Below are 22,225 nucleotides of genomic sequence, written 5' to 3'. Positions count from 1 at the left end.
AAAATTATATTTTGTAAATAAACGAGAGAGAGGAAATCTTGCTTGTCACTGATTAAAAATTTATACGGTCCTTTTTTTGATTTACACAACTGGCAAACTGTCATCACTTCTGGACAAGATTGGATGATAATCTTGTCTTTGGTCTTGATCGAATGTTTGTTGTCGGTAGACAATGCCATCGTGCTAGCTGCACAAACACAAAAATTACCGACAAAAAAACAACAGGAGAAATCCTTGTTTTACGGGATCTGGGGAGCCTATCTTTTCAGGTTCTTATTGATCGGACTAGGAAGTTATTTGATCAATTTTTGGGAGATCAAAGTTGTTGGTGCTGCTTATTTGATGTACTTGTCTGTGAAGCATTTCTGGGGACGTGCTCATCCACAAAATAAGCACTCCTCGAAGAAGAAAAAAAGAAAACCAGTGCTATCTTTATTCTGGTCGGTCGTGGTCTCGATCGAAGCGATGGACATTGTCTTTTCGATCGACTCGATCTTGGCTTCCTTAGCAATTTCTCCAAATCCCGTGATCGTTTTGATCGGCGGTTTGGTGGGGATCTTGGCAATGCGTGGGGTGGCAGAGATCATCATGCGTTTGTTGGAGCTCGTTCCTGAACTTGAAGTTGTTGCTTATGGGTTGATCGCGTTGATCGCTGTGAAGCTTTTCTTGACGATCCCAGCAATCGACATTGAGATCCCGGCTGTCATCTTTGGTGCGATCGTGTTACTTTCTATTTTAGGTGCGATCATCGTGAATCGGATCAGGAATAATAACGCTGCAAAGTAGGAAAAAGCATCTTGGCCATAGGCGAGGATGCTTTTTTAGATTAGTCGTATTACAGTATCAACGGTCAAAAATCTCATGGTTGTAAACTTGAAATGTCAGGGAAAGTACGATAGATTTATAATTGTAGGCACATTTTAGGCCTATACACCGCAAAATGATCCACTGATCAATTAAAGAAAGTTGGATGTTCAATGTATAAACTAATTACGAGTGATATGGACGAAACTTTACTAGATGACAATAAAAAGATCACACCGAAAACAGTTGAAGCAATCAAACGTGCTACAGCCGCTGGGGTATATTTTGTGCCTAACACAGGGCGTAGTTTTACGAGTATTCAGGATAATCTGATCACTCTGGGATTAAGTCAGAAGTCAGATCAGTATGTGATCTCTTATAATGGCGCTGCGATCGTGGAGAACAAAGAAAACCAAGTTTTGCAAGTTAATGCTTTGCCATACGAGATAGTTGAACAACTTTTTCAAATCGGAATGAACGAGAATGTTTGCATTCACATTTATACCGTTGATCAAATGTATGTGTGGAATATTAATGAAAACGAAATTGATTACTTGAATGGACGGGTCACCGGCTGGCACTTGATGCGTGAAAATAGTATTAAGTTCTTACAGGACACACCGATCGCTAAAATCATCTTTAATATCAAGGAAGAAGCTAAACGGCTGTCGATGCAAGATTACGTTAGTGAACACGTGAAGTTTGCATTGAATATCACTTTTTCTTCAGACCGTTATATTGAATTCAATGATCCGACTGCGGATAAAGGACAAGGAACGCTGGCTTTAGCGAAGAAGTTGGGTATTAAGCCAAGCGAAGTGATCGCTATTGGGGATAACAGCAATGACTTGCCGATGATAGAAGCAGCAGGCTTAGGAGTCAGTGTGGCAAACGGACGTGAATTTGCCCGAGCTGCGGCCGACTATATTACCCATGCCGATAACAACCATGACCCGGTCGCTGAAGTGATCGACAGATTTATTTTTAATGAAGAGTAGGTAATTAAATGGCAGTAGAAATAACAGCCGATAATTTGGCTGAGCAGACAGCTAATGGACTGACTTTAGTTGATTTTTGGGCAGACTGGTGTGGTCCATGCCATATGCTGGAACCGATCTTGGAAGAATTAGAAGAAGATTTTGATGGCGAGGTCAAATTTGGTTCATTAGATGTTGAAGACCAGCAGGAGTTGGCACAACACTTTAATGTGATGAGTATTCCAACAATGATCTTATTTAAAGACGGTGTACCCAAAGAAAAAATTACTGGCTACAAACCTCAGGCGGCTTTAAGTCGGTATTTGGCGCAAAAAGTTGACGAAAATAAGTAGATAGAACGATGGAAGTCATGTCAGAAAAGGGCATGGCTTTTTTGACTGGGATTCATAATGTTTATTTAATGTAAAAGATAAGTTATAATATTACTTATTTATGAGTTTTGTTGACAAATGGGGGAATTGATATGGCAGAGGATACTAAAAAATATACATATTGTACAAATTGCGGTACGAAAAACGCAGCGACTAATAAATTTTGTTTGGAATGCGGACATTCGTTGATTGAGAAAGAAGAACAGCCTAAGGAATCACGGGCCGGTAGTTTTTTGGATAATGCGACCAAGGAAATGAACAGTTGGACCGGGGAAGACAAGAGTGTCGAGATCAATTTTAAAGCGATCTTTAATCAGTTCTTTAAAAAACATACGCAAGATGAGACTGACAAGATCTTTATTGCGGGTACCAAGGAGACGACACCTACTTTGAATGAAGTGGCCGATAAAGACGTTAGACCATGGCTTTTTTCACGGGTGTTTTTGTATTTGACATCTTTATTATTGATCTTGCTGGCGGTTTTGATGATCTTTCAAAATAGTAATGCTTATCCAGGCTTGTTATTTATGGGGGCTTTAGCCGTACCTTTTTCATTGTTGATCTTCTTTTTTGAAGTCAATGTTTTTAAAGACATTAGTATTTACCGAGTCATGTAGATTTTCTTCATTGGCGGAGCTTTCTCGTTATTGATGACGGTCTTTATTTATTCGATCACTGGAAGCGGGAACTTTTCGCTTCTAGGTTCGATTTTGATCGGTACGGTTGAAGAAACCGGAAAGTTAGTGATCATTGCTTATTTCGTACATAAAGGGCAGATCTCACATATTTTTAATGGGATGTTGATCGGAGCAGCGATCGGGGCTGGATTTGCGGTCTTTGAAAATGCTGGATATGCGCAAAATTACGGGATCGCAGTGTTGTTAGTCCGTTCATTTGGTTCGCTCGGGAGTCATACTATTTGGAGTGCGATCATTGGTGCTGCCCTGGTAATGGTAAAAAAAGATAGCAAATTGAGTAAGGCACACTTTACTGACCGTCACTTTATCAACTTTTTCTTGTTGTCTGTGCTGTTACATGCTTTATGGGATATGCAGACTCCGCTGGCTGATCTCAAATTAGTGCTACTGATCATCAGCGGTTGGATCGCGATCCTTGTTTTGATCCACGCTGGTTTGCGTGAAGTTAAAGAACTAAAGAAGTTAAAATTAAACAATATGTTAGAAGAACCGCACGAAGTATCATAACAAGTTTGCTTTCAAAGAAGACTAAAAGTAAAAACCGCTTTTCACTCACATTTGTTCAAGATGAAAATGTTGAAGCCTGAAAAAACGGTTTTTTGTTATGCAAACATTTGCTATTTTGGTATGATGAAACTATACATGGGATACAATGCTTATACAAGAAATACAAGGAGGAGGATAATCATGCAAGATCAGCGAATTAGGGTATCTGCCGAAATATTGACGGTTATCATCTTGATATTTTTTGCGTGGGTAGCTTTACGCCCAGAACAACGAAAAGAGGAGCATTACACGCTTGACAAGGATCGGATCATCTATGATGGTCAGGTATTTAAAAATAAGTTTAGCGGACAAGGTAAACTGAAATTAAAAAATGGTGATCGTTATCATGGACACTTTAAGGATGGTCGTTTTGATGGGCGGGGGACCTTTGTTTCTAATGACGGTTGGATGTTTAAAGGAAATTTTTCTAAGGGACAAGTAGCAGGTCAAGGAAAGTTGACCACAGACAAAAAGAAAGTCTATCAAGGAGAGTTTACTAATGGAAATTTCAAGGAAGCCGAAAAGGTTAAAAATTAAATGGTTTAGCCTCGTGCGGATCACCGGCCTATTTTTGGTTCTTGGTTACCATTTTTTCCAGAATACTTATCCGGGTGGTTTTGTCGGGGTCGACGTGTTCTTTGCATTTTCAGGCTTTTTGATCACATCTTTGATGATCGATGAATTTGCTTCGAGTGGGGCCTTTAAACTCGGCAGTTTTTATCAAAGAAGATTTTACCGCATCGTTCCACCTTTGATCCTGTCAGTTTTGATAGTGTTACCTTTTACTTATATAGTCGGATCTGAATTTATTACGGGAGTAGGAAAACAAATTACGGCTGCCTTTGGTTTCGTGACTAATTATTTTGAGATCGCTACAGGCGGAAGCTATGAAAATAACTTCATTCCTCATTTATTCGTGCATACATGGTCACTAGCGGTCGAAATGCATTTTTACATCATCTGGGGCTTGTTAGTTTATCTTTTCTCTAAAGCAATTCATCTGATCCCTGGTGGACGTCGCCGGCAACTCAGAAGCTTTCGGATCGTTATTTTTTTGATCTCAGCTGTTTTCGCAGTCTCTAGTATTGCTGGTATGAAAATCGGCGGCGAAGGATTGAAAGATTTTTCTCCCGTCTACTTTTCTAGCTTGACACATTGCTTTCCATTCTTTATTGGAGCAGTTTTAAGCACTATGACTGGGATCGCAACGCTGCCACGCACATTTGAAAAGCAGGTCAAAGAAAAGTGGACCGCTCCTCGGGCTATTTTGTTGATGGCAGCAGCTTTTATTGGTCTGTTGCTGATCACTTTCAAGTTAGATTTTAGTGCACCTTTTACTTACCCGTACGGTATGGTTTTAGCTATTTTACTGGCGGCTGTTATGATTTTTGGAGCGCGGATCTTACATGAAAAAACACCTAATATTAAGGAGCCGTGGATCTTTGGCTTCTTGGCCGACTGTTCATACAGTGTTTACTTATATCATTGGCCTTTGTACGTTATTTTCTCACATAGAATATCGAACGGTTGGGCGGCGGTATGGACAACTGTTTTGAGTTTTTTGTTTGCGGCATTCTCGTATTACTTAGTCGAGCCGATGGTTGCTGGGAGAAAGGGGCATTTATTTGGTTACCGTGTTTCCGGCAAATCGATCACCGTTCCACTGACAGCTTTAATTGCGGGCTTGCTGGTGGTCACTGGTTTTACTGCACGTAATGCGCCGCGGATGTCCAAATTAGAAAGAAACTTATGGATCGGCGGCATCTACCAGGACGCTGATGGTGTCAAGGCTGCCAGGGATACGGTGCTTGCTCAAGTAGGCCCGCCTAAGCAAGAAAAGAGGCCTAGCTCCAAACAAAAAACTAACACAAATGACTATCGCAAATACAATAAGAAAAGCAGCGCCGCAAAACATAATATCCCAGTTGGTGTTTCGATCATCGGTGATAGTGTGACCTTAGGAACACGCCGGTACTTGGAACCTCATGTGGCTGATTCTGAAGTCGATGCTGAAGGTGATCGCAAGTTAGACCAAGCCCATTCTGTGCTGATGGAACAGCAAAAAAACAACACGTTAAGGGAATTTGTCGTGATCTGTGTAGGAACTAATTCTTTGGGTGACTATGAAGAACAAGCCAAAAAAATTATTGAAGACGTGAAACCGGGGCATAAACTGGTCTTCATGACTCCTTATGACAAAACGGCTACTGCTTCATGGAACTCGACTAAACTAGGGAATTTCGAACGTACTTTGCCTGACAAATACGAGTGGATCACGATCGCTGATTGGGGCAAAGTTGCAGCGCAACATCCCGAAGTTTTCAATGGGACCGATGGCGTACACTTTGCCGGCCGAGCTGCAGGAGACCGTTTATATGCGAAAGTGGTCAATGATGGGTTGATCGCGGCTGCTAAGAAACCTGGGAAACCAGAAAAATAGGTATTAGTTGATAAATATGTAATAGCGTTGATGAGATTTACTCGTCGGCGCTATTTTTAATGCTTGCAGTTTATTTTTGTGCGTAGCAAGAAAACGACCCAGATTTCAAGTTATTTTTATTTGAACAATGAATTATCGGATAAGCCAAAACTGTGAAAAACTTTACCTGATAATGTGTTTCTGTCATAAAATTTAACTTTTATTCAGAAAATCGCACAATTGAACTTTGATATAGCAACGTTTTTAGGTCAAAAAGGTCTAGCTCCAATTAAAAAATAAATCTTTTTGCGTCAAAAGCCTAGTCAAGAATATTGTTAATCAAACCTGACAGACATTTTCTTCCCCAGCGTTGATGCCACTTTAAAAATAGTGTCCACGCTGATATTGTCTTTACCTTTTTCTATTTTTGCGATAGTCCTACGTGATACATTTGCTGTAGATTCATAGTACAAGAAAATAGCCTGAGAATTTCTAACTTGGAATTCTCCGGCTATTTCTTAGTTCACGTTTACTAGGATCAAGTCAGTGCTAGTCCATTTGTCCTAACAATTCTACTTCGCCTAATTGCCCATTTCCGCCTTCAAATTTCAAACGATAGTGCTTATACGGAGTAGATGGTTTTTTGATAAGGTACGGTTTAGTTGACTTGGCGTATGTGAAGTCGACTTTTCTAATTTGCTCAATTGAACGCCAATGTTTGCCATCACGAGAACCGTAGACCTTGATCTTCTTGAATTTGGTATCTTTTGTGTCGTTGGACAAGGTCAGCATATTTATCTTACGAGCCCGGTCAAGTTTGACATCAAGGGTACTATTATTTTTAACTGTTGTGACAGTATTACTATCATTGTCTACCAATTTCTTGTCGCCAGTGACCTGTCCTTTATCAAATGCATCAGTTTTGACTTGCGGTTTCTTGTTGCTTTGAGTCAAGGATGAAGGCTTTTGCCATTGTTGTGTTCCGCGATGAGTGTTTGGACGTGAAGACATATTAAACTTTAAGACGCCACCACGCATTATTTGTTTGTAATCAAGGTACATCTTGTCAACCTTGCGTCCATTTAGATAAACGCTGTCAACATAAACGTTTTTGTCACTGTTATTTGGTGCTTTGACGGTCAATGAACGCCCCTGTGGCAATTGAACCTTAGCTTCTTTGAAGAGCGGCGAGCCTAAAACAAATTGGTTAGAACCAAGATTTTGTGGGTAGATCCCGAGTGATGAAAGAATATACCAAGCCGATTGTTCACCATTGTCCTCATCACCGACATAACCTTGTCCAAAGTCAGAGCCTATATAAAGACGCTTCAAAACATCTCGCGTATATTTCTGTGTTTTCCATGGCTGACTTGAGAAAGCATACATATACAAAATGTCATGGGCAGGTTGGTTGCTGTGCCCATATTGCCCCAGCTTGACTTCTCTTTGTTCGCGCATTTCATGGATCACATCGCCGTCAGTTGAAAAATCACCAGGGGTATTTATGATCTGGTCGAGTTTTTGTGTTAACCCAGAAGGTCCACCGTATAAGTTGGCAAGTCCGTTACCATCTTGTGGTACTGAAACTGCCATGTTATAAGCGTCCGTTTCAGTGTAATCCTGGCTCCAAGATGTCGGATCGAAACTTTGTTTATTCGTAGTCCAAGAGCTGTCTTGCTTTTTGCCTTTGAACCAACGATCAGTAGCCTTTTTCCCACTGCCATCGAACATTTTAGCATAAGTCAAAGCACGGTTTTTATAATACTCGGCTTCAGCAAATTTGTGCTGTTTTTTGGACATTTGATATAAGCCCCAGTCATTGATGTAACCTTCCATTGACCACGATAGACCATAATCATCCTTTTCTAAAGGAACATAACCGATAAAATTAGATTGATTCAGTGCCTTACGACCACCATTGGTTAAGTTTTGAGATTGAACAGAAGCGTTTTTAATGGCCGATTCGTAGGCGTCTTTGTGTGCAAACGGAATGTTTTTCATCATTGCGTCAGCGAAAATAATGTCAGAACTGGTACCGACCATGCTGTTAGTTCCACCCGGTGCGATCCAACGTGGGACCCAGCCTTGGTTACGGCAGTGTTGAACCAAGCCATTGAGATAATCTGTTTCCTTGTCTGGTGATAAGATCGAATAAGCAGGCCATGCAGTTCGGTAAGTGTCCCAGAATCCATTGTTAGAGTAGATCCTTCCACTTTTTTTAACCGGTTTTTCCATGGAACCACTATACGGGTCACTGTGGACCCAGTCTGGATGGGCGTTTGTTCCTTGATTTTCGCTATAGAGATTAGGATACATATACAAACGATACATATTTGAATAAAGTGTTACCAGTTGATTATGCGAGGCGCCTTTAACCTGTACTTTATTCATGATCTTTTCCCATTCAGATGTTGATTTTTGTTGTAAACTATTAAAGTTTTGGCTAGCTAATTCAAGCTGATAGTTCTTTTGTGCCTGCTTAGCACTGACAAATGATGTGGCTACTTTCATCGAAACATCGTTATCTTTGAAAGAAACGATCCCTTGTTTCGAATTTTTGACTTTATTTACCTTGTAAGGCTTGTCAAATTGTCCGTAGACATACATTTGATGCATGCCGTTATTTCCATCTTTAGTGATGGCTGAAAATGAATTGTTTTTGTCATCAAATTTCAAACTACCGTCTGCACGTGAAGAATCGAAAACAACGTTTTTATTTTTGGCTTTGTTGTCAAATTGGAAACGCGTGATAGCACTATGCATACTAGGCGTCAAACTCATCTTAGCACCAGCAGCGTTTGATTTATCGGGGAAGTCGATCGAGTAAAGCTGAGGTTTAGCTGTTTCGTTTGCGTGACTATAATTAGAGGCATACTTGGTATGATCAATGTCCTTCCCACTTTTGACCTTCGAACTGTCTATAGAAGTATTGACCATAAATTGCCAGGTCCCACGGTCACCGACCCAGATCGATGGCTCGTGACTAACGGTCATATACTGAAATTTTCTGTTGTCGTTATTTTGATATTCATAGACCAGATTGTCATTGTAGTTGGTGGCAGGTGTCCAAAAGTTAAAGCCGTTTGGCACAGTGGTTGCTGGAATATTTAAACCGCGCGAAAAATCGCCAGTGGCATTTGTACCGCGCAATGTGTTGACATAGTCGGTTTTGTTTTTTGCATTAGTTGTTCCAGTACTTCCATTTGAAAGTTTGACATCATCTATGAAATTATCAAATGTTTTACCGGCTTTGGCGTTCTGGTCGTCATAACTGATCATCACACGTTTGATAGTTTTACCTGCGGCAACTTTTCCGATGTTAGTGGTGATCTGATTCCATTGGTTATAATACAGAGAACGCGAGCGTCCTTGCCCTTGAGGAGTCACTTCAAAATTATCCGTGCTCGCTGGTTTTAGTTGACTAAGGTAGGTTCCGTCAGTAAATTCCAAGTTGATAGCAGCATACATTGGGGTATACTCATAGTCGTATTTATTGTCATAGTCATGTTGTCCATCAGAAGGAAAAATTTTATATTGGAGTTTGGTATCTCGTTTAACTTGTATGTTTAAGTCGTTGACCACATTATTATGTGAGTAGGCGTGTCCAGTCTTAGCAACTCTTCCTTTAAATTCAAGCGCCTTTTTACCAGTCCAACCAACGTTTTTTTGTTGATTGATCGCATCTTTGGGGCCGGTACTGAGGTTCGATGACATCATTGGACTGGAATTTGGGTCGTCTCCTTTTTTACCAGTACCAATTTTTAGCTCAGAAAATTGAGACATGTCTGCGCCATTGTTTTCATCGACTTTGAACTTGTAATACTTGTAGGGCTTCTTAGGCTGGACTTGGTATTTCTTCCATTGTTTACGGCCGCTAAACTTTTGGTCAGTCTGTTTATCGATCGACTGCCATTTTTTACCGTCTGTGCTGCCGTATAGTTGCCAATTTTTGGGGTCGCGGCTAGGTTCATCATTAGCAGAGCTAAGTGCATAGATCCCGAGCTTTTGTGCTTTTTTTAAAGAAAAACTGACCCAAATATCTTTGCCTTTATCTTCATTAGATAAAAACTTCGTGTTTAGATCAGAATCAAAAAGATTTTTCTTAGTTTCAGAGTCATTAAAATTTTTGCTGCCTTTGATAGATTTTTGGTCTATCTGGTTCGTTAAGTCGCCATTAATTTCGGGCGCAAAAGTGTTACTGAGGTTGCTTGAACCCAGTTTAGAGTTAAGTTCATTTTCAGGAAACTTTTGGTTCTCGTTAGCTTCGAAGGATGTTGAAAATAAGTTTTGGTCAGCGTGAATTGTCGTTTTTTCATTATTGAAATCCAACCCTGTACTGATCAGTAATCCGGTTCCGATCGATACTAGCAGTGCTCCAAAACGATTCAGGTTTCTCATGAAATATCACTCTCCTTTAAGAAATTGCCAAAGTGAAAAGTCGACGCAGTTTGGATGATTTTTTGATTGCTGGATTTATTCTCCTTTCTGCAGGATCAGTTATAATAATTAATCGGAAAAATTTAGCTAAAACTCTGTTTATTATAAGCTGATCTGCGAACGTTTTTTGTATACGCTTTCATTTTATCGTAACTGCTGACAAAATCAAGCTTATAATATGCATTATTTACTTTAAGAAGTCATTTGAAAAGAATTATAGAACGAATACTTTTAAGATGAAATTAGTCGAAGGGGAGATAAAGATAAAAAATGGCTGAAAGTAAAAGATCCCCTAATGATCTAGAGGAATCTTGTGGTCAATTATTTTTCTTAGCTATAACAAAACTGCTTACCCATAAGATAATGAGGCCGATCAAGATAATAGCAACCAGCAAGTATTGTCCGCTATCAGTATCATTTAAAAAAGTACTAACTGGCCCTGGGAGACGTGTCGCTATCCCTATCAGGCAGATGCTTAAATATAGGATCGCAAGGGGCCACCAGATGGTTTTATCCTTTGTTTTATAGAAAAGAATACTGCCTATGATCAATGCTAATAAAATCAAAGCGATTCCAGTCCACCGACCAATAGTGATTTGGAAGGAGGTTTTCACAAAGAAAGATATGATAAATATCGGGGTTGCAAAAACGACTCCGACTAACCATAAAGTTAGGTAATGCCGACTGGAATTTAGCTTATAAGTTATATCCGCTAAATAACGAAACAACATGAAAATTGCGACAACTAAATAAGTCCCACTTAGTAAAAAATTGCCTAAGTCGACTGAACTTTGGGGGCCGATGAGACTGGTCGAAAAAGTAACAACTAGATAAACACCTAAAACTAAGAGGATCCCTTTTCCAAATTTAAAAAGGTTTATTGGAAACTGTTTGAGTAGGTCACGAGCCACGGCTTTAGGGTCTTTACCAAAATATTTTTCGGCTGAAATGTTGTCCGCTTGTGCATCCAAAATATCCTGTAGGATCTCCAACAGTTTTTCTTCGATAGAATTCTGATCTTGGATCAAACTACGACACCGGATGTACAGCAAAAACCTAGTATAAAATTTTTCGTTTTCAGTGGTCAGCTGTTTTCTTAAGTGGTTATTTTCGCGAATAAATGCATGTTCATTTTCCATGTTGTTCCTCCTCGATCAGTAAATTAACTGAATGTTGCAAGATTTCCCATTCTTGCACGAATTCTGTTTTTGTTTCTTCCCCTTTTTTGAGTAATGTAGTAATATTTACGGTTTGGTCCCTCTGAAGAAGCTTGCACTTTTTTATCTATTAGACCATGTTTTTCCATAGTGGTCAGCAGTGGGTAAATAGTACCTTTAGGGATATTATTTAAACCGTATTTATTCATCTTCTTGCTTATCCCATATCCATACTCAGACTCTTTTGCCAGGATCATCAACATTACTCCCTGTAAGATCCCCTTTAACATTTGACTCGATATGTTTTGTTGCATAACTATTATCTTCCTTAACTAGTTTGCTTAACCTACTAGTAATATAGCAAAAAGCAGCTAGTTTGTAAAACCTATTAGTTGTTTTTGTTATATTCAAATCTAAGTTAGCTTTGCGAGGCTTGCGGATTAGTTGTCCAACTACTGCCAACAAAGAGTTCTTCGCCAGTCAAAAGTTGGATTCGTCACAGGCAAGGTAAAAAAAGCATAACCAATATCCTCTACCTCTGCGACTTATGGAGGTAGGGCTGCTTTGTCTTCATAAGCTTGGCCCATTTCTTCTTTAGACTTAAACCCAGGTTCTTCGGCCATTCCAGTGAGAGTTGAACCTGGGCGAACTGAATTGACACGGATCGGGTCTCTACCAAATTTATGAGCGGCAAATTTAGTAAGCGAATGTACTGCGCCTTTAGTAGCACTATAAGCTGTACTGAAACCTCCTACCAGTGCTCCAATCGAGGAAGTAATTATGATCGAATCTTTGCCATTCTTTTGTATGTAAGGACTCCCCAGCCACACTGAATTACCATCGATAGCCATAACTTGTTCCAAGTTTCTATGTCAGTCTTGAGGCTCCCTTTGGAAACATGGATACCGGTATTGTTAACTAAAAGGTGGATTTTTCCCTATATTTCGGCAGTTTTCTTAACTACGCTATCCCACACAGCGGGGTCTGTAACGTCCAAAGAGACACCCCCGTCTTTTCTAATATCTTCAGCAGCTCTTGTCAGCTTTTCTCCTGCTACATCAATAAAAACAACGCTGGTACTTTCTCTAGCAAAGATCCGTGCACCAGCCAGTCCATTCCGCTGGCAGCTCCTGTGATGATTGCTACTTTATTGTCCAAACGTCCCATAGAATCTTTATTCATATTACGTAAAGCTTATAAACATCAATACGCTTTATTGATATTGTTTCCAAAAGATCTTTATTTATCTACAAGAATAAATATTGTTCGAATAAATCTGTTTTTGAAATAATGTTATGGTGTTTTAAGCAGAGGCTGATGAATCTTAATTAAATTTTTAAATGATAAAACTTGCTTGTTATTCCTTCCATGGGAGGTGTTTGGGAGACGAGAAGTTTGACTGCGTGATATCAATATAGCAATTACTTGAATTTAAGAAATTATCCTGTCACACTCTTGGTATAGTATCAAAATAAGTTTGTATGGAAATTACGGATATAGTGAAACTTGTTTTCTTACCGCGTATTTCGCCAAACTATAAAATAGGTGAATATTGCTAAATTTGCAAAAGGAGAAGATGAATTATATGGTCGAAAAAAATGTAATTATCACAGGCGCTTCCGATGGTATCGGAGCAGCCGCAGCACGTGGCTTAGCAGGTAAAGGATACGGCCTTTTCTTGGTCGGAAGAAATGTAGAAAAGACTAAGAAAGTTGCTAAGGACGTTGATGCGCCGTACTTTGTTGCAGATTTTGCTTCACTAGACCAAGTCCGTGAGTTGGCCAAAAATTTGCTAAATGAACTGGGCGATGAACCGCTTGATGTTTTAGCTAATAATGCCGGTGGTATTTTTGGACCAACTGATTTGACTGAAGATGGATTTGAGAAAACTTTCCAAGTGAATTACTTGGGACCTTTTTTGTTAACGAATTTGTTGTTACCTAAATTATTAGCTAGCAAGGGCGCAGTGATCAACACTTCAAGTATTGCTCAACGTGTGTTCGGAAAACTTGACTTGGACGATTTAAATAATCAAAATGACTACAAAGCTAGTAAGGCCTATGGCGATGCCAAGTTAGAGGATGTTTTATTCGCCAAAGAATTAGACCGTCGTTACCATGAACAAGGTTTGTCAGCGGTCGCCTTTCATCCAGGCAATATCCGGACAAATTTTGCTAACGACAAAAAGAGTGGTATGCACGCAGTTTACCACAGCTTTATGAACAGAATAGCATTACAAAGTCCGCAGCATGGCGGTAATAATTTGCGGTGGTTCATTGAAGGTAAACCAGGCGCTGATTGGAGATCTGGCGAGTATTATGATAAGAAAGATCTGACTGACAAAGTTAATCCACAGGTCAATGATTTAGAATTACAAAAAGAACTTTGGGATAAAACTGAGGAACTTCTTGGTTTAAAAGAAACTGAGTAGGTCTACCCATATTAATAAACTGGCGCAAAAAGTTGGACAGGCTTCCGGCTTTTTGTGCCAGTTTTTGTTGCCTATAGTGGTCTAGCATATATATGTTGACTTAAAGCTAACTTTAAGTAGTATGTTTAATTTGTTGATAGCAAATGTGCTTAGCGTTTTTCAAAATTAGGCAGTAGCTTAAAGCACATATTTTTTGCAAAATGGAGGAATAAAAATGGAGCGAAGTAAAGTTGTCGTACACATGTATGTTTCTATTGATGGCAAAATAGACGGACCGCATGGTAGTAGTATTTCCAGCGAGTACTACTCAGATGAATTGTTTAACCTCAGTAATGCCGACGCCAATGGCCGTGAAACGATTCAAATGTATGCCGCACCTGGACATCCTAATCTGTCTGAATACGATACGACGGGTATCAATTATGAAGATTGGCTGCCGGCTATTGAATCAGATACCTGGTCAGTTTCTTTTGACAGAAAGGGAAAGTGTGGCTGGACACAAGATTATTTTGAATACAATGGCCATAAAATGCACGCGATCGAAGTGGTTACTAAGCAGGCAAGTTTGCAATATCTAGCCTTTTTACGTTCCATGAACATTCCGTATATCGTGAGTGGGACAAAGGATTTTGATTTGTCTGAAGTGTTGACCAAACTAAAAGCTAATTTTCACATTGAAACGTTAGCTGTTTGCGGCGGTGCCGTCATTGATGGGGCATTCTTAAAGGCTCATTTAGTTGATGAGATCTCATTGGTACTAGCACCGCACGTTAACGGCAGTTCGGAGGAAAAATCTGCGTTTGATACTTTAGGTTCTTATGTTAATGATGCGTTCATGTTCAGCAACGCCAAGAAATTAAATGACGATGGCGTACATCTGACTTTTAAGCGGAGTTAACTTTGAATTTTAAAAACCCAAGCCTTATTTTATGTTGTAAGGTAGTCGCTTGGGTTTTTGTTTGCGCTTTGAGCCGGAAATCGAAGTGATCAGTGGCTCGAACCGGTGAAGAAAGCCGTTGATTAAGCCAATCAAGGGCTCAAAAGTTGAAAGTAAGCCGCACATCAGGCCAATGAGTGGCTCAAATCGGCGAAGAAAGCCGTACATCAGGTCAATGAGCGGCTCAAACGGGTAATGAGAGCCGCACATCGGGTCAATGAACGGCTCAAACCGAGCAGGAGAGCCGTACATCAGGCCAATGAATGGCTCAAACCGGCAAGCGGGCCGCAATTCAGGTCAATGAGCGGCTCAAACGGGTAATGAGAGCCGCACATCGGTCAATGAACGGCTCAAACCGTTAAAAATTAGTCTTAAGTCTAGCCGAAGACTGTTAATTTTATATGCCACCTCTCAAAACACAAAAAACCCAAAGCTGCATTAGTCACGTGACAACAATGCAGCTTTGGGTTTTTATTTGTTATAAAAGTGAGTGATGCTTAATTTACCTTATTTAGCCATGATGAAGCTGTAACTGCAAGAACTTCATTGAGGTCTTCAATATTCTTGCGGCCAGTCGTTTGCATCCACTTGCGACCAGCTTCTTCTCCGTCTTTAGCAAATGGTTCGATCGAATGGCGCCAGGTAGCACGGCCACAGAGAACACCGTTGAAGGACGAATCTGCTTCGTGAGCAAACTTCAAAGTTTCCTGGAAGAGTTCTGCGGAAACGCCGGCACTCAAGAAGATAAATGGTACACCAGCAGTATTCTGGTCTTGTTCCTTGAAGAAGTTCAAAGCTTGGTCCTTGGTGTAGATCGCTTCATTGTCGCCGTTGTAGCCGGCAACGTAATCCATGTTAACGGGAACTTCGACCTTCAAGACGTCAACATTGTAATGGTCTTTAGCAAACTCTTCGACCATCGCGTTGACCTTGTGCGGTTTTACCTTAGCATAGGCTGGACTCTTAGTATCATCGATATTTGCATCATAAGACATCAATTCCAAGAAGAATGGCATATCCTCAGCCACACATTCGTCACCGATCCGCTCAACGAATGCTTGTTTTTTACCGTTGATCTCGTCGCCTTCATCAACGTCATAGTACAACATGAACTTGATCGAGTCAGCACCGGCTTCTTTCAAACGCTTGACCGACCAGTCAGCCAATAAGTCGGGCATGCGGCCAGGAGCCGTTGTGTCGTAACCTGTTTTTTCATAGGCTGTCAACAAACCACAGCTGGCATCGCGTTCTTTAGCGGCTGGCAAGCCGTATTCTGGATCGAGCAAGATCGCAGACGCATATTTGGTTAATTCAGAAGAAATAGCCTTCTTAAATTCCACGATATCTTCCTCGTTGGCCGGCTTGTTAGCAGCTGCAGCTAACATTTTCTTCAAAGAACCGCGTTGGTCGATCGCCAAAGCAGCGATCACACCATCTTTATTGGACATACGTTTTAAAGCTTCGATTTTATTGGACATATTATAGTGTTCTCCTTTGAATAATTAACTAGTTTATTTTTGATCGTACTTACTAAAAAGGGCATAAACTTCTTCGGGTTTGGTAGAACTTGTCAGTTCTGAAATAAAGTCTTCATGGGTCAAAAGTTTGGCAGTGTTCGACAAATATTCAAGATGACTATTTTGATCTTGGGCCGGAATTAAAAATGAAATAATCGTATCGACCGGTTGATCGTCGAAAGTTTTCCAGTCAACTTTATTTTTTAACCGCAATATTATCATGGCAGATTCTTTGATACTGCTATCTTGTGCGTGAGGGATAGCTATCCCTTTTTCCATACCGGTCGAGCCTTCTTGCTCTCTTTGCAAATATTTGGCATAAACAGCGTGAGCATCAGTAGTCAAGCCTTTTTCTTGTGCAAAATTGCTCAATGCTTCCAGTGCTTCATCACGTGTTTTGGCTGGAATATCAAAAGCAATGTTTTCAATCTTCAGGATCTCTGCAGGCGAATTTTTACTCTCTTCGACGTCGGAAGCTGGCTTCCCAGAAGTATTGACTTCTTCAGGAGCTGCAGTTTTTCCTTCAGCCTGTGTTTTAATTTTTTTCTGGTATGAACGTTCGGCAACGAGCGCCAACAAAGCTCCGGAAATAATTGCCCCGATCAAAATATAAACTACCCAAAGGATACGTTGATTGTTACTGAGCAAGGGCAAAACAAGGAATCCGCCATGCGGGGCAGGAACCTGGATTTTAGACATATAGGTCAAGACTGCCGCGACCGAAGATCCTACCATAAAACAAGGGATATTAAGGAATGGGTTGGCTGCTGCGAATGGGATCGCACCCTCGGTAATATGGGTGGAACCTAAAAGGAAGTTAACATATCCTGCACTGCGTTCTTCTGTTGTATATGCTTTTTTGTTAAATAAAACAGAAAAACCAGTTGCTAACGGCGGAGCAATACATGCGGCAGAAACGCCAGCCATGAAGAAGTAGTTTCCTTGAGCTAAGAGTGCTGTACCGGTCAAGTATGCCGCTTTGTTCAATGGGCCACCGAAGTCAGCTGCGGACAAGCAACCGATAATGATTCCTAGAAGTAGGGGAGAAGTGTTTTCCATACCCTTCAGAAAATCCATCATGCCAGTATTCAATATCTTCATTGGGACATTGATCAACAGCATGAGTAAGCCAGAGATCAGAACGCCCAAAACAGGGTAGAGGAAAATTGATTTTAGTCCTCTAAATTGTTTGTCAGGAAGTGGTTTTAAGATCCTTTGCAGACCTAAGATCACTAATGCTGCAATATAACCACCGACAATACCTCCCAAGAAACCTGACCCACCGTTGAAGGCGAGCATCCCAACTGCAAAACCGACAACCAGCCCGGACCTTTTCGCGAGCGCCTCACCAATGTAGGCTGCAAGGACCGGTGTCATTAGGTTCATGGTAGTTCCACCAACTGTATTTAACATGTAAGCGAATTGATTAAACTGCTCACTTTTCGGATCTGCGGAATTGATCCCCCAGAGAAATGAGATCGCCGTTAAAACACCACCCGCAACAACAAGCGGCAACATATGTGAAACACCATTCATTAAAGAAGTGTAAATAATATTTCCAATAGAATTCTTTTCTTCAACGTCAGAACTTGATGTCTCTACGTTAGCGCTTGAATTTCTTACGTGATGAACAGGTGCATCATCTGATAAAGCTAATTCGATCAATTTGTCAGAGTCACTGATAGCTTTGGCAACCTTAACGTTGACCAATTTCTTACCTGCAAATCGGTCAGTGTCGACATTAATGTCAGAAGCAACGACGACTGCTTTAGCATCGGCGATCTCTGCAGAAGTTAGGGTATGCTCAGTTCCGGTTTGTCCGTGAGTTTCTACTTTGATTGTTAAATTTTTCTTTTCGGCTGCTTGTTCTAGGGCCTCCTCTGCCATAAATGTGTGGGCGATCCCAGTTGCACAGCCCGTGGCGGCAACAATGTCATATTTGGTCATCTAGACTCAACTCCTTTTTTATATGTTGGTTAATTTTTCTACTTGGATCTGTTGTTCAAGTTCTGGAACGTTTTTAAAATTTGTGATCCACATACTTCTAGTAGTGTCGCTTCCGGCAGCAATACTTTTTTTCAAATTGTCTTTTGGGTCCATATTATTTACCATGCCCCCGATAAAAGTACCTAACATGGTGTCCCCAGCTCCAGCAGTGTTAAGCGCATCGATCTTTGGCGCATTACCGTAATAAACTGCTTCTTTTGTAATAAAGGCGGCGCCATTTTCACCAAGAGAAAGAAGTACGTTTTGGGCACCATCGTCAACTAGGTTCATTGCTAATTTAATAGTGTCTTTGAGTGACAGATCTTCGTCTATGCCAAACCATTTTTTGATCTCTTCTTGGTTAGGTTTGATAAGTAGGGGGTGATATTTTAAGACATCGAGGACTTCTGAATAACTGGTATCAACGATAAAATTCGCATCGTTCTTCTCTATCAAACGTGCGAGTTTTGTTAGAATACTTGGATCGATACCGGAAGAAAAACTGCCAGAAAGAGAGACGATGTCGCCCTTTTCTAATTTGTCAAAATATTCCAGCAGCCTTGTTTGGTCGCTTGAATCAACACTTGGACCTGGGTTGACCAGTTTGTATTCACAATTTTTTGATTCCACATGAGTGAAGACGTTGATCCGAGTGACCCCACTTGTTTTGACAAAGAAATTGTCGATGTCGTTGTTAGTGAGTTCTTGTTGGATATAGTCGAGAGTAAAGCCGCCGCCAACACCTGTAGCTGTGTTATTAATGCCCAACCTTTTTAAAATAAACGAAACATTGATGCCCTTGCCATTTGCTTGAATATCATATTTTTCTGTTCGATTGACATGATTTTCTTTCATTTCTTTTGTGTCTATAAATAGATCTATTGCAGGATTTAAGGTCAATGTATAAATCATGTTTACACCTCTAGTTTTAATTGGTATTCTAAAAATGTATTATAGGTGATGGAAGACGAAAAAATTTTCAGAACGATGGACATTTGTGTGTTTTTTATGGAAAACCTTTTCAAAATAAGCTGGTCGAAAGGAGGGATGATTGTGAGTAAGGAATTAAGTAGTGCTGAATCACATCTTTGGGAAGTTGTGGAAAGTAACCAAGAAAAAATCGTTGATATGTCGATCGTCCAATTAAGTCAGTTCGCTAACGTTTCAACGGCAACGATAGTTAGAACTATGAAAAAGATGGGCTATACTGGATATACGGCATACCGTGAGAATCTGAGAAATAAAGGCAATTACAATGCAAAGTTTAAGATCTTGAATTCTGTCGATTCAACGATCAAAGACGTGATCTTAAAGAACGAAATTGAGTTGAATAATACTTTGAATAATTTGAAAACTAGTACGATAGAAGATAGTGTTACAGCCACTCGGCAGGCCAAGATGGTTTATATTTTTGCCAGAGGTTTGTCAGAAAGTATTGCCAGAGAAATGCAGACCAAGCTCCAGTTAAGCGGCAAGTATACTGAGATGTTTACCGACCCAAACATTATTAAGATCCTTTCCAAAAAGATAAGAAAGGATTGTGTCGTGATTTTCATTACGCTCAACGGGGAAACGCCGGAATTGGTCTATGCAGCCAAAAATTTAGAAAAAGGCGACGTTTCCAAAATAACTTTTACAACTAATAAGAATTCAACGATCGTTCCTTACTCGGATCTATTATTCTTAGGCCATAAAGCGGCAACCGGCTACTTTCCAGAATATGAAATTGCTTCCCGGCTCCCTTTAAACGTGATGATGCGTATTTTTACGGATACGTATGCGGTTCGGACCAAAGTCTGAGCAATTTGTTTTGGTAGGATGTATATCGAAACAGTTCACTTTCTGAACTGTTTTTTGATTTAAATTGGTCGATGTGAGTCGTAAATCGAAACGGGTAACGTCGCGGTTTCATTTAGAGCCGCAATTTGTGACGACAAATGGCTCACTTTGGTAGTTTAGAGCCAGAGGCCAGGCTGATGAATGGCTCATTTGGGCATTTAGAGCCACAATTCAAGACAATGAATGGCTCAGATTCATTTTTGAGCCACAGATCGAGCCGATGAGTGGCTCATTTAGCTGTTTAAAGCTAGAAGTCAGGTCAATGCACGGCTCACATTGGTATTTAGAGCCACAACTCAAGACAATGCACGGCTCATTTGGGCATTCAGAGCCACAATTCAAGACAATGAATGGCTCAGATTCATGTTTTGAGCCATAACTTACTCCAATGAACGGCTTACTTTTATACTTAAGCCGACCTTGCTAAAAGTAAATACTTTAAAATACACAAAAAGACCTGGAACACTGACTAACGAAAGTTTCCAGGCCTTATTTAATAATTATTTGGTGATTTTATCGATTGTATCGAGTTCTTCTTGATCGAACCTGATGTTTTTGGCAGCTTCTAAGTTGTCTTGCAAATGATCGATATTGGTAGTACCGATAATAACGGAAGAAACTACCGGATCTCTTAACAACCATGCCAAAGCCATTTGTGACAATGTTTGATCACGATTTTTGGCGATGTCATTTAATTTGTTTAGATCCTCAGTCACTTTTTCGGCGCCTGCTTGCATAACATACTTGCTGGTTGGATGAATGGCAAAATCTGCGGGGACACCATCCAAGTATCTGTCGCTAAGCAAACCTTCAGCTAGCGGTCCATAAGCAACTATCCCATGATTTTGACGCTTCATTTCGTCTACCAAACCGGTGCGTTCTGGGCGACGGTTGAGCATGTTGTATGAAACTTGGTTGACAGTGTATGGTGTGCCTAAGTCATCAAACATTTTAGCAACTGTTTTAGCCTGTTCCGTGTCGAAGTTAGAGATCCCGATATATAAGGCTTTACCAGCACGGACAACATCATCCAAAGCCTGAGCGGTTTCCCATAAATCAGTATTTGGATCGAAACGGTGAGCGTAGTAGACATCGACATAGTCTGACTGTAGACGTTCCAAAGTGCGGTCGATCGATTGTAAGATGGTCTTTCTGGATAAGAAATGGCCATATGGTCCGGGAACTGTGCGGTAGCCAACCTTTGAAGTAATGACTAATTCGTCCCGATATGGTTTTAATTCATTGGCTAATACGTCGCCAAGAAGTGATTCGGATGTACCGATCTCAGGAGAACCGTAATGGTCAGCGCAGTCAAAACTAAAGATCCCTTGGTCAAATGCTTTTAGGATCACACGTTTGCGATCGTACAACGGGTCAGCACTGCTAAAGTTGTGCCAAAGGCCTAATGAGATCAATGGCAAACGAAGCCCCGTGTTCCCAACTCGTCGGTGTGGTAATTTATTGTATCTGTCGTCATCTGCTACGTACATAAATGATACCCCTCTCTAACGGAACTAGTCCGTCTGAAAATATTTACTATAACTACAGTATAACGGTTATAGCCAAAAATTTGAAATACAACGAGTGCTAGAGAAAACTTTACTAAAGTTTTCAAGTCGTTTTATTGTACAAATCTCACAATATTATGTAAACTATAGTATACAAACTTTTTTAGGAGATGGTTAAATGGATGGTGGGACGATAACATTCCCAGTAAAAATAACAAAACCAACAGACAAAGATGATCCTTACGTAGTATATTTTCCAGATTTTGATGAATATATCGAGACTGAAAGTTTTTCTGATTCTTTTGAACAAGCACAGGAATTTTTGAAGGATCATTTATTAGATGATGAGCTTCCAGAACCGAGTGATGTTTTACCCTTTGCAAAAGAAGGTCAATTTACTGCTTTTGTGAGTGTTTCAAGAACATTAGTGGATTAGGGTTCGGTTTAAATTTAATTGAAAAGATAATTAGGTTAGAAAAATGATGAATATTATTAGCTTTGCAAGCAAAGTGGATCTTATAAGTGTATATAGGTCAGAGTAGGTTATGTATCAATTAAATTGATAGGTGGCCTATTT

At 40.3% G+C, this 22,225-nt stretch carries 19 protein-coding genes and 1 pseudogene; 11 read left to right on the top strand and 9 right to left on the bottom strand.

Annotation, left to right across the window (positions count from 1 at the left end):
* The first annotated feature begins 42 nt into the window (after positions 1-42).
* The 7 genes from AC3XNE_RS01940 to AC3XNE_RS01910 all read left to right on the top strand — a co-directional run bounded on the left by AC3XNE_RS01940 (position 43) and on the right by AC3XNE_RS01910 (position 5,857).
* Complete coding sequence (locus AC3XNE_RS01940; RefSeq protein ID WP_489832579.1) at positions 43-786, top strand: TerC family protein; 744 nt, start codon at positions 43-45, stop codon at positions 784-786.
* A gap of 191 nt (positions 787-977) precedes the next feature.
* Positions 978-1,802: a Cof-type HAD-IIB family hydrolase gene (locus AC3XNE_RS01935; protein WP_489832578.1), complete on the top strand. Its 825-nt coding sequence runs from the start codon at positions 978-980 to the stop codon at positions 1,800-1,802.
* A gap of 8 nt (positions 1,803-1,810) precedes the next feature.
* Entirely contained in the window at positions 1,811-2,134 is a 324-nt protein-coding gene (trxA, locus tag AC3XNE_RS01930) for a thioredoxin (protein WP_489832577.1), read from the top strand.
* A 131-nt stretch (positions 2,135-2,265) separates the two neighbouring features.
* Positions 2,266-2,790 carry a zinc-ribbon domain-containing protein gene (locus AC3XNE_RS01925; RefSeq protein WP_489832576.1) on the top strand — a complete coding sequence of 175 codons (525 nt, stop codon included), beginning with the start codon at positions 2,266-2,268 and terminating at the stop codon, positions 2,788-2,790.
* Between the two features lie 33 nt (positions 2,791-2,823).
* Positions 2,824-3,378: a PrsW family glutamic-type intramembrane protease gene (locus AC3XNE_RS01920; RefSeq protein WP_489832575.1), complete on the top strand. Its 555-nt coding sequence runs from the start codon at positions 2,824-2,826 to the stop codon at positions 3,376-3,378.
* A 180-nt stretch (positions 3,379-3,558) separates the two neighbouring features.
* Positions 3,559-3,954, top strand: coding sequence for a hypothetical protein (locus tag AC3XNE_RS01915; RefSeq protein WP_489832574.1), 396 nt, complete (start codon positions 3,559-3,561; stop codon positions 3,952-3,954).
* Entirely contained in the window at positions 3,917-5,857 is a 1,941-nt protein-coding gene (locus AC3XNE_RS01910) for an acyltransferase family protein (protein ID WP_489832573.1), read from the top strand. Before AC3XNE_RS01915 ends, AC3XNE_RS01910 begins: the two co-directional genes overlap by 38 nt.
* A gap of 314 nt (positions 5,858-6,171) precedes the next feature.
* Here the strand turns inward: AC3XNE_RS01910 and AC3XNE_RS01905 are convergent, their stop codons facing one another.
* From AC3XNE_RS01905 to AC3XNE_RS01885, 5 genes and pseudogenes are all read right to left on the bottom strand, one after another.
* On the bottom strand, positions 6,172-6,309 hold the full coding sequence (locus tag AC3XNE_RS01905; protein ID WP_489832572.1) for a helix-turn-helix transcriptional regulator: 138 nt from the start codon (positions 6,307-6,309) through the stop codon (positions 6,172-6,174).
* 76 nt (positions 6,310-6,385) lie between these two features.
* Positions 6,386-10,234 carry a GH92 family glycosyl hydrolase gene (locus tag AC3XNE_RS01900; RefSeq protein ID WP_489832571.1) on the bottom strand — a complete coding sequence of 1,283 codons (3,849 nt, stop codon included), beginning with the start codon at positions 10,232-10,234 and terminating at the stop codon, positions 6,386-6,388.
* Between the two features lie 356 nt (positions 10,235-10,590).
* Positions 10,591-11,412 (bottom strand): DUF1129 domain-containing protein, encoded by an 822-nt coding sequence (locus tag AC3XNE_RS01895; protein ID WP_489832570.1) that lies wholly within the window; start codon positions 11,410-11,412, stop codon positions 10,591-10,593.
* Positions 11,402-11,744, bottom strand: a pseudogene (locus AC3XNE_RS01890) (PadR family transcriptional regulator). Before AC3XNE_RS01890 ends, AC3XNE_RS01895 begins: the two are co-directional and overlap by 11 nt.
* Positions 11,745-11,975: 231 nt before the next feature.
* Positions 11,976-12,293 (bottom strand): SDR family oxidoreductase, encoded by a 318-nt coding sequence (locus tag AC3XNE_RS01885; RefSeq protein WP_489832569.1) that lies wholly within the window; start codon positions 12,291-12,293, stop codon positions 11,976-11,978.
* A gap of 722 nt (positions 12,294-13,015) precedes the next feature.
* Between AC3XNE_RS01885 and AC3XNE_RS01880 the strand changes: the two genes are divergently transcribed.
* Together AC3XNE_RS01880 and AC3XNE_RS01875 are read left to right on the top strand one after the other, a co-directional pair.
* Positions 13,016-13,861, top strand: coding sequence for an SDR family NAD(P)-dependent oxidoreductase (locus AC3XNE_RS01880; protein WP_489832568.1), 846 nt, complete (start codon positions 13,016-13,018; stop codon positions 13,859-13,861).
* 214 nt (positions 13,862-14,075) lie between these two features.
* Entirely contained in the window at positions 14,076-14,759 is a 684-nt protein-coding gene (locus AC3XNE_RS01875; RefSeq protein ID WP_489832567.1) for a dihydrofolate reductase family protein, read from the top strand.
* 536 nt (positions 14,760-15,295) lie between these two features.
* On the opposite strand, the gene lacD is transcribed toward AC3XNE_RS01875, so the two are convergent.
* From lacD to pfkB, 3 genes are read right to left on the bottom strand one after another with little or no spacing between them, the layout of a single operon-like run.
* Positions 15,296-16,276: a tagatose-bisphosphate aldolase gene (gene lacD, locus AC3XNE_RS01870; RefSeq protein ID WP_489832566.1), complete on the bottom strand. Its 981-nt coding sequence runs from the start codon at positions 16,274-16,276 to the stop codon at positions 15,296-15,298.
* 33 nt (positions 16,277-16,309) lie between these two features.
* On the bottom strand, positions 16,310-18,262 hold the full coding sequence (locus tag AC3XNE_RS01865) for a fructose-specific PTS transporter subunit EIIC (RefSeq protein WP_489832565.1): 1,953 nt from the start codon (positions 18,260-18,262) through the stop codon (positions 16,310-16,312).
* A gap of 18 nt (positions 18,263-18,280) precedes the next feature.
* On the bottom strand, positions 18,281-19,213 hold the full coding sequence (gene pfkB, locus AC3XNE_RS01860) for a 1-phosphofructokinase (RefSeq protein ID WP_489832564.1): 933 nt from the start codon (positions 19,211-19,213) through the stop codon (positions 18,281-18,283).
* 135 nt (positions 19,214-19,348) lie between these two features.
* Between pfkB and AC3XNE_RS01855 the strand changes: the two genes are divergently transcribed.
* On the top strand, positions 19,349-20,101 hold the full coding sequence (locus AC3XNE_RS01855) for a MurR/RpiR family transcriptional regulator (protein ID WP_489832563.1): 753 nt from the start codon (positions 19,349-19,351) through the stop codon (positions 20,099-20,101).
* A 539-nt stretch (positions 20,102-20,640) separates the two neighbouring features.
* Here AC3XNE_RS01855 and AC3XNE_RS01850 read toward each other — a convergent pair.
* Entirely contained in the window at positions 20,641-21,630 is a 990-nt protein-coding gene (locus AC3XNE_RS01850) for an aldo/keto reductase (RefSeq protein ID WP_489832562.1), read from the bottom strand.
* Between the two features lie 196 nt (positions 21,631-21,826).
* Between AC3XNE_RS01850 and AC3XNE_RS01845 the strand changes: the two genes are divergently transcribed.
* The gene (locus AC3XNE_RS01845) at positions 21,827-22,084 is read left to right on the top strand and encodes a type II toxin-antitoxin system HicB family antitoxin (protein ID WP_489832561.1); all 258 of its coding nucleotides are present in this window, start codon (positions 21,827-21,829) and stop codon (positions 22,082-22,084) included.
* The last annotated feature ends 141 nt before the right edge of the window (positions 22,085-22,225 follow it).

This window comes from Ligilactobacillus sp. JN-6 (Y).1, assembly GCF_058111525.1.
Note: the sequence above shows the minus strand (reverse complement) of the source record. Positions and strands in the feature narration are given on the sequence as shown.

Coding starts and splice junctions, on each gene's coding strand:
- AC3XNE_RS01935 (WP_489832578.1), top strand. CDS start 978: ATGTATAAACTAATTACGAGTGATATGGACGAAACTTTACTAGATGAC.
- trxA (WP_489832577.1), top strand. CDS start 1,811: ATGGCAGTAGAAATAACAGCCGATAATTTGGCTGAGCAGACAGCTAAT.
- AC3XNE_RS01925 (WP_489832576.1), top strand. CDS start 2,266: ATGGCAGAGGATACTAAAAAATATACATATTGTACAAATTGCGGTACG.
- AC3XNE_RS01920 (WP_489832575.1), top strand. CDS start 2,824: ATGACGGTCTTTATTTATTCGATCACTGGAAGCGGGAACTTTTCGCTT.
- AC3XNE_RS01915 (WP_489832574.1), top strand. CDS start 3,559: ATGCAAGATCAGCGAATTAGGGTATCTGCCGAAATATTGACGGTTATC.
- AC3XNE_RS01910 (WP_489832573.1), top strand. CDS start 3,917: ATGGAAATTTCAAGGAAGCCGAAAAGGTTAAAAATTAAATGGTTTAGC.
- AC3XNE_RS01900 (WP_489832571.1), bottom strand. CDS start 10,234: ATGAGAAACCTGAATCGTTTTGGAGCACTGCTAGTATCGATCGGAACC.
- AC3XNE_RS01895 (WP_489832570.1), bottom strand. CDS start 11,412: ATGGAAAATGAACATGCATTTATTCGCGAAAATAACCACTTAAGAAAA.
- AC3XNE_RS01880 (WP_489832568.1), top strand. CDS start 13,016: ATGGTCGAAAAAAATGTAATTATCACAGGCGCTTCCGATGGTATCGGA.
- AC3XNE_RS01875 (WP_489832567.1), top strand. CDS start 14,076: ATGGAGCGAAGTAAAGTTGTCGTACACATGTATGTTTCTATTGATGGC.
- lacD (WP_489832566.1), bottom strand. CDS start 16,276: ATGTCCAATAAAATCGAAGCTTTAAAACGTATGTCCAATAAAGATGGT.
- AC3XNE_RS01865 (WP_489832565.1), bottom strand. CDS start 18,262: ATGACCAAATATGACATTGTTGCCGCCACGGGCTGTGCAACTGGGATC.
- pfkB (WP_489832564.1), bottom strand. CDS start 19,213: ATGATTTATACATTGACCTTAAATCCTGCAATAGATCTATTTATAGAC.
- AC3XNE_RS01855 (WP_489832563.1), top strand. CDS start 19,349: ATGATTGTGAGTAAGGAATTAAGTAGTGCTGAATCACATCTTTGGGAA.
- AC3XNE_RS01850 (WP_489832562.1), bottom strand. CDS start 21,630: ATGTACGTAGCAGATGACGACAGATACAATAAATTACCACACCGACGA.
- AC3XNE_RS01845 (WP_489832561.1), top strand. CDS start 21,827: ATGGATGGTGGGACGATAACATTCCCAGTAAAAATAACAAAACCAACA.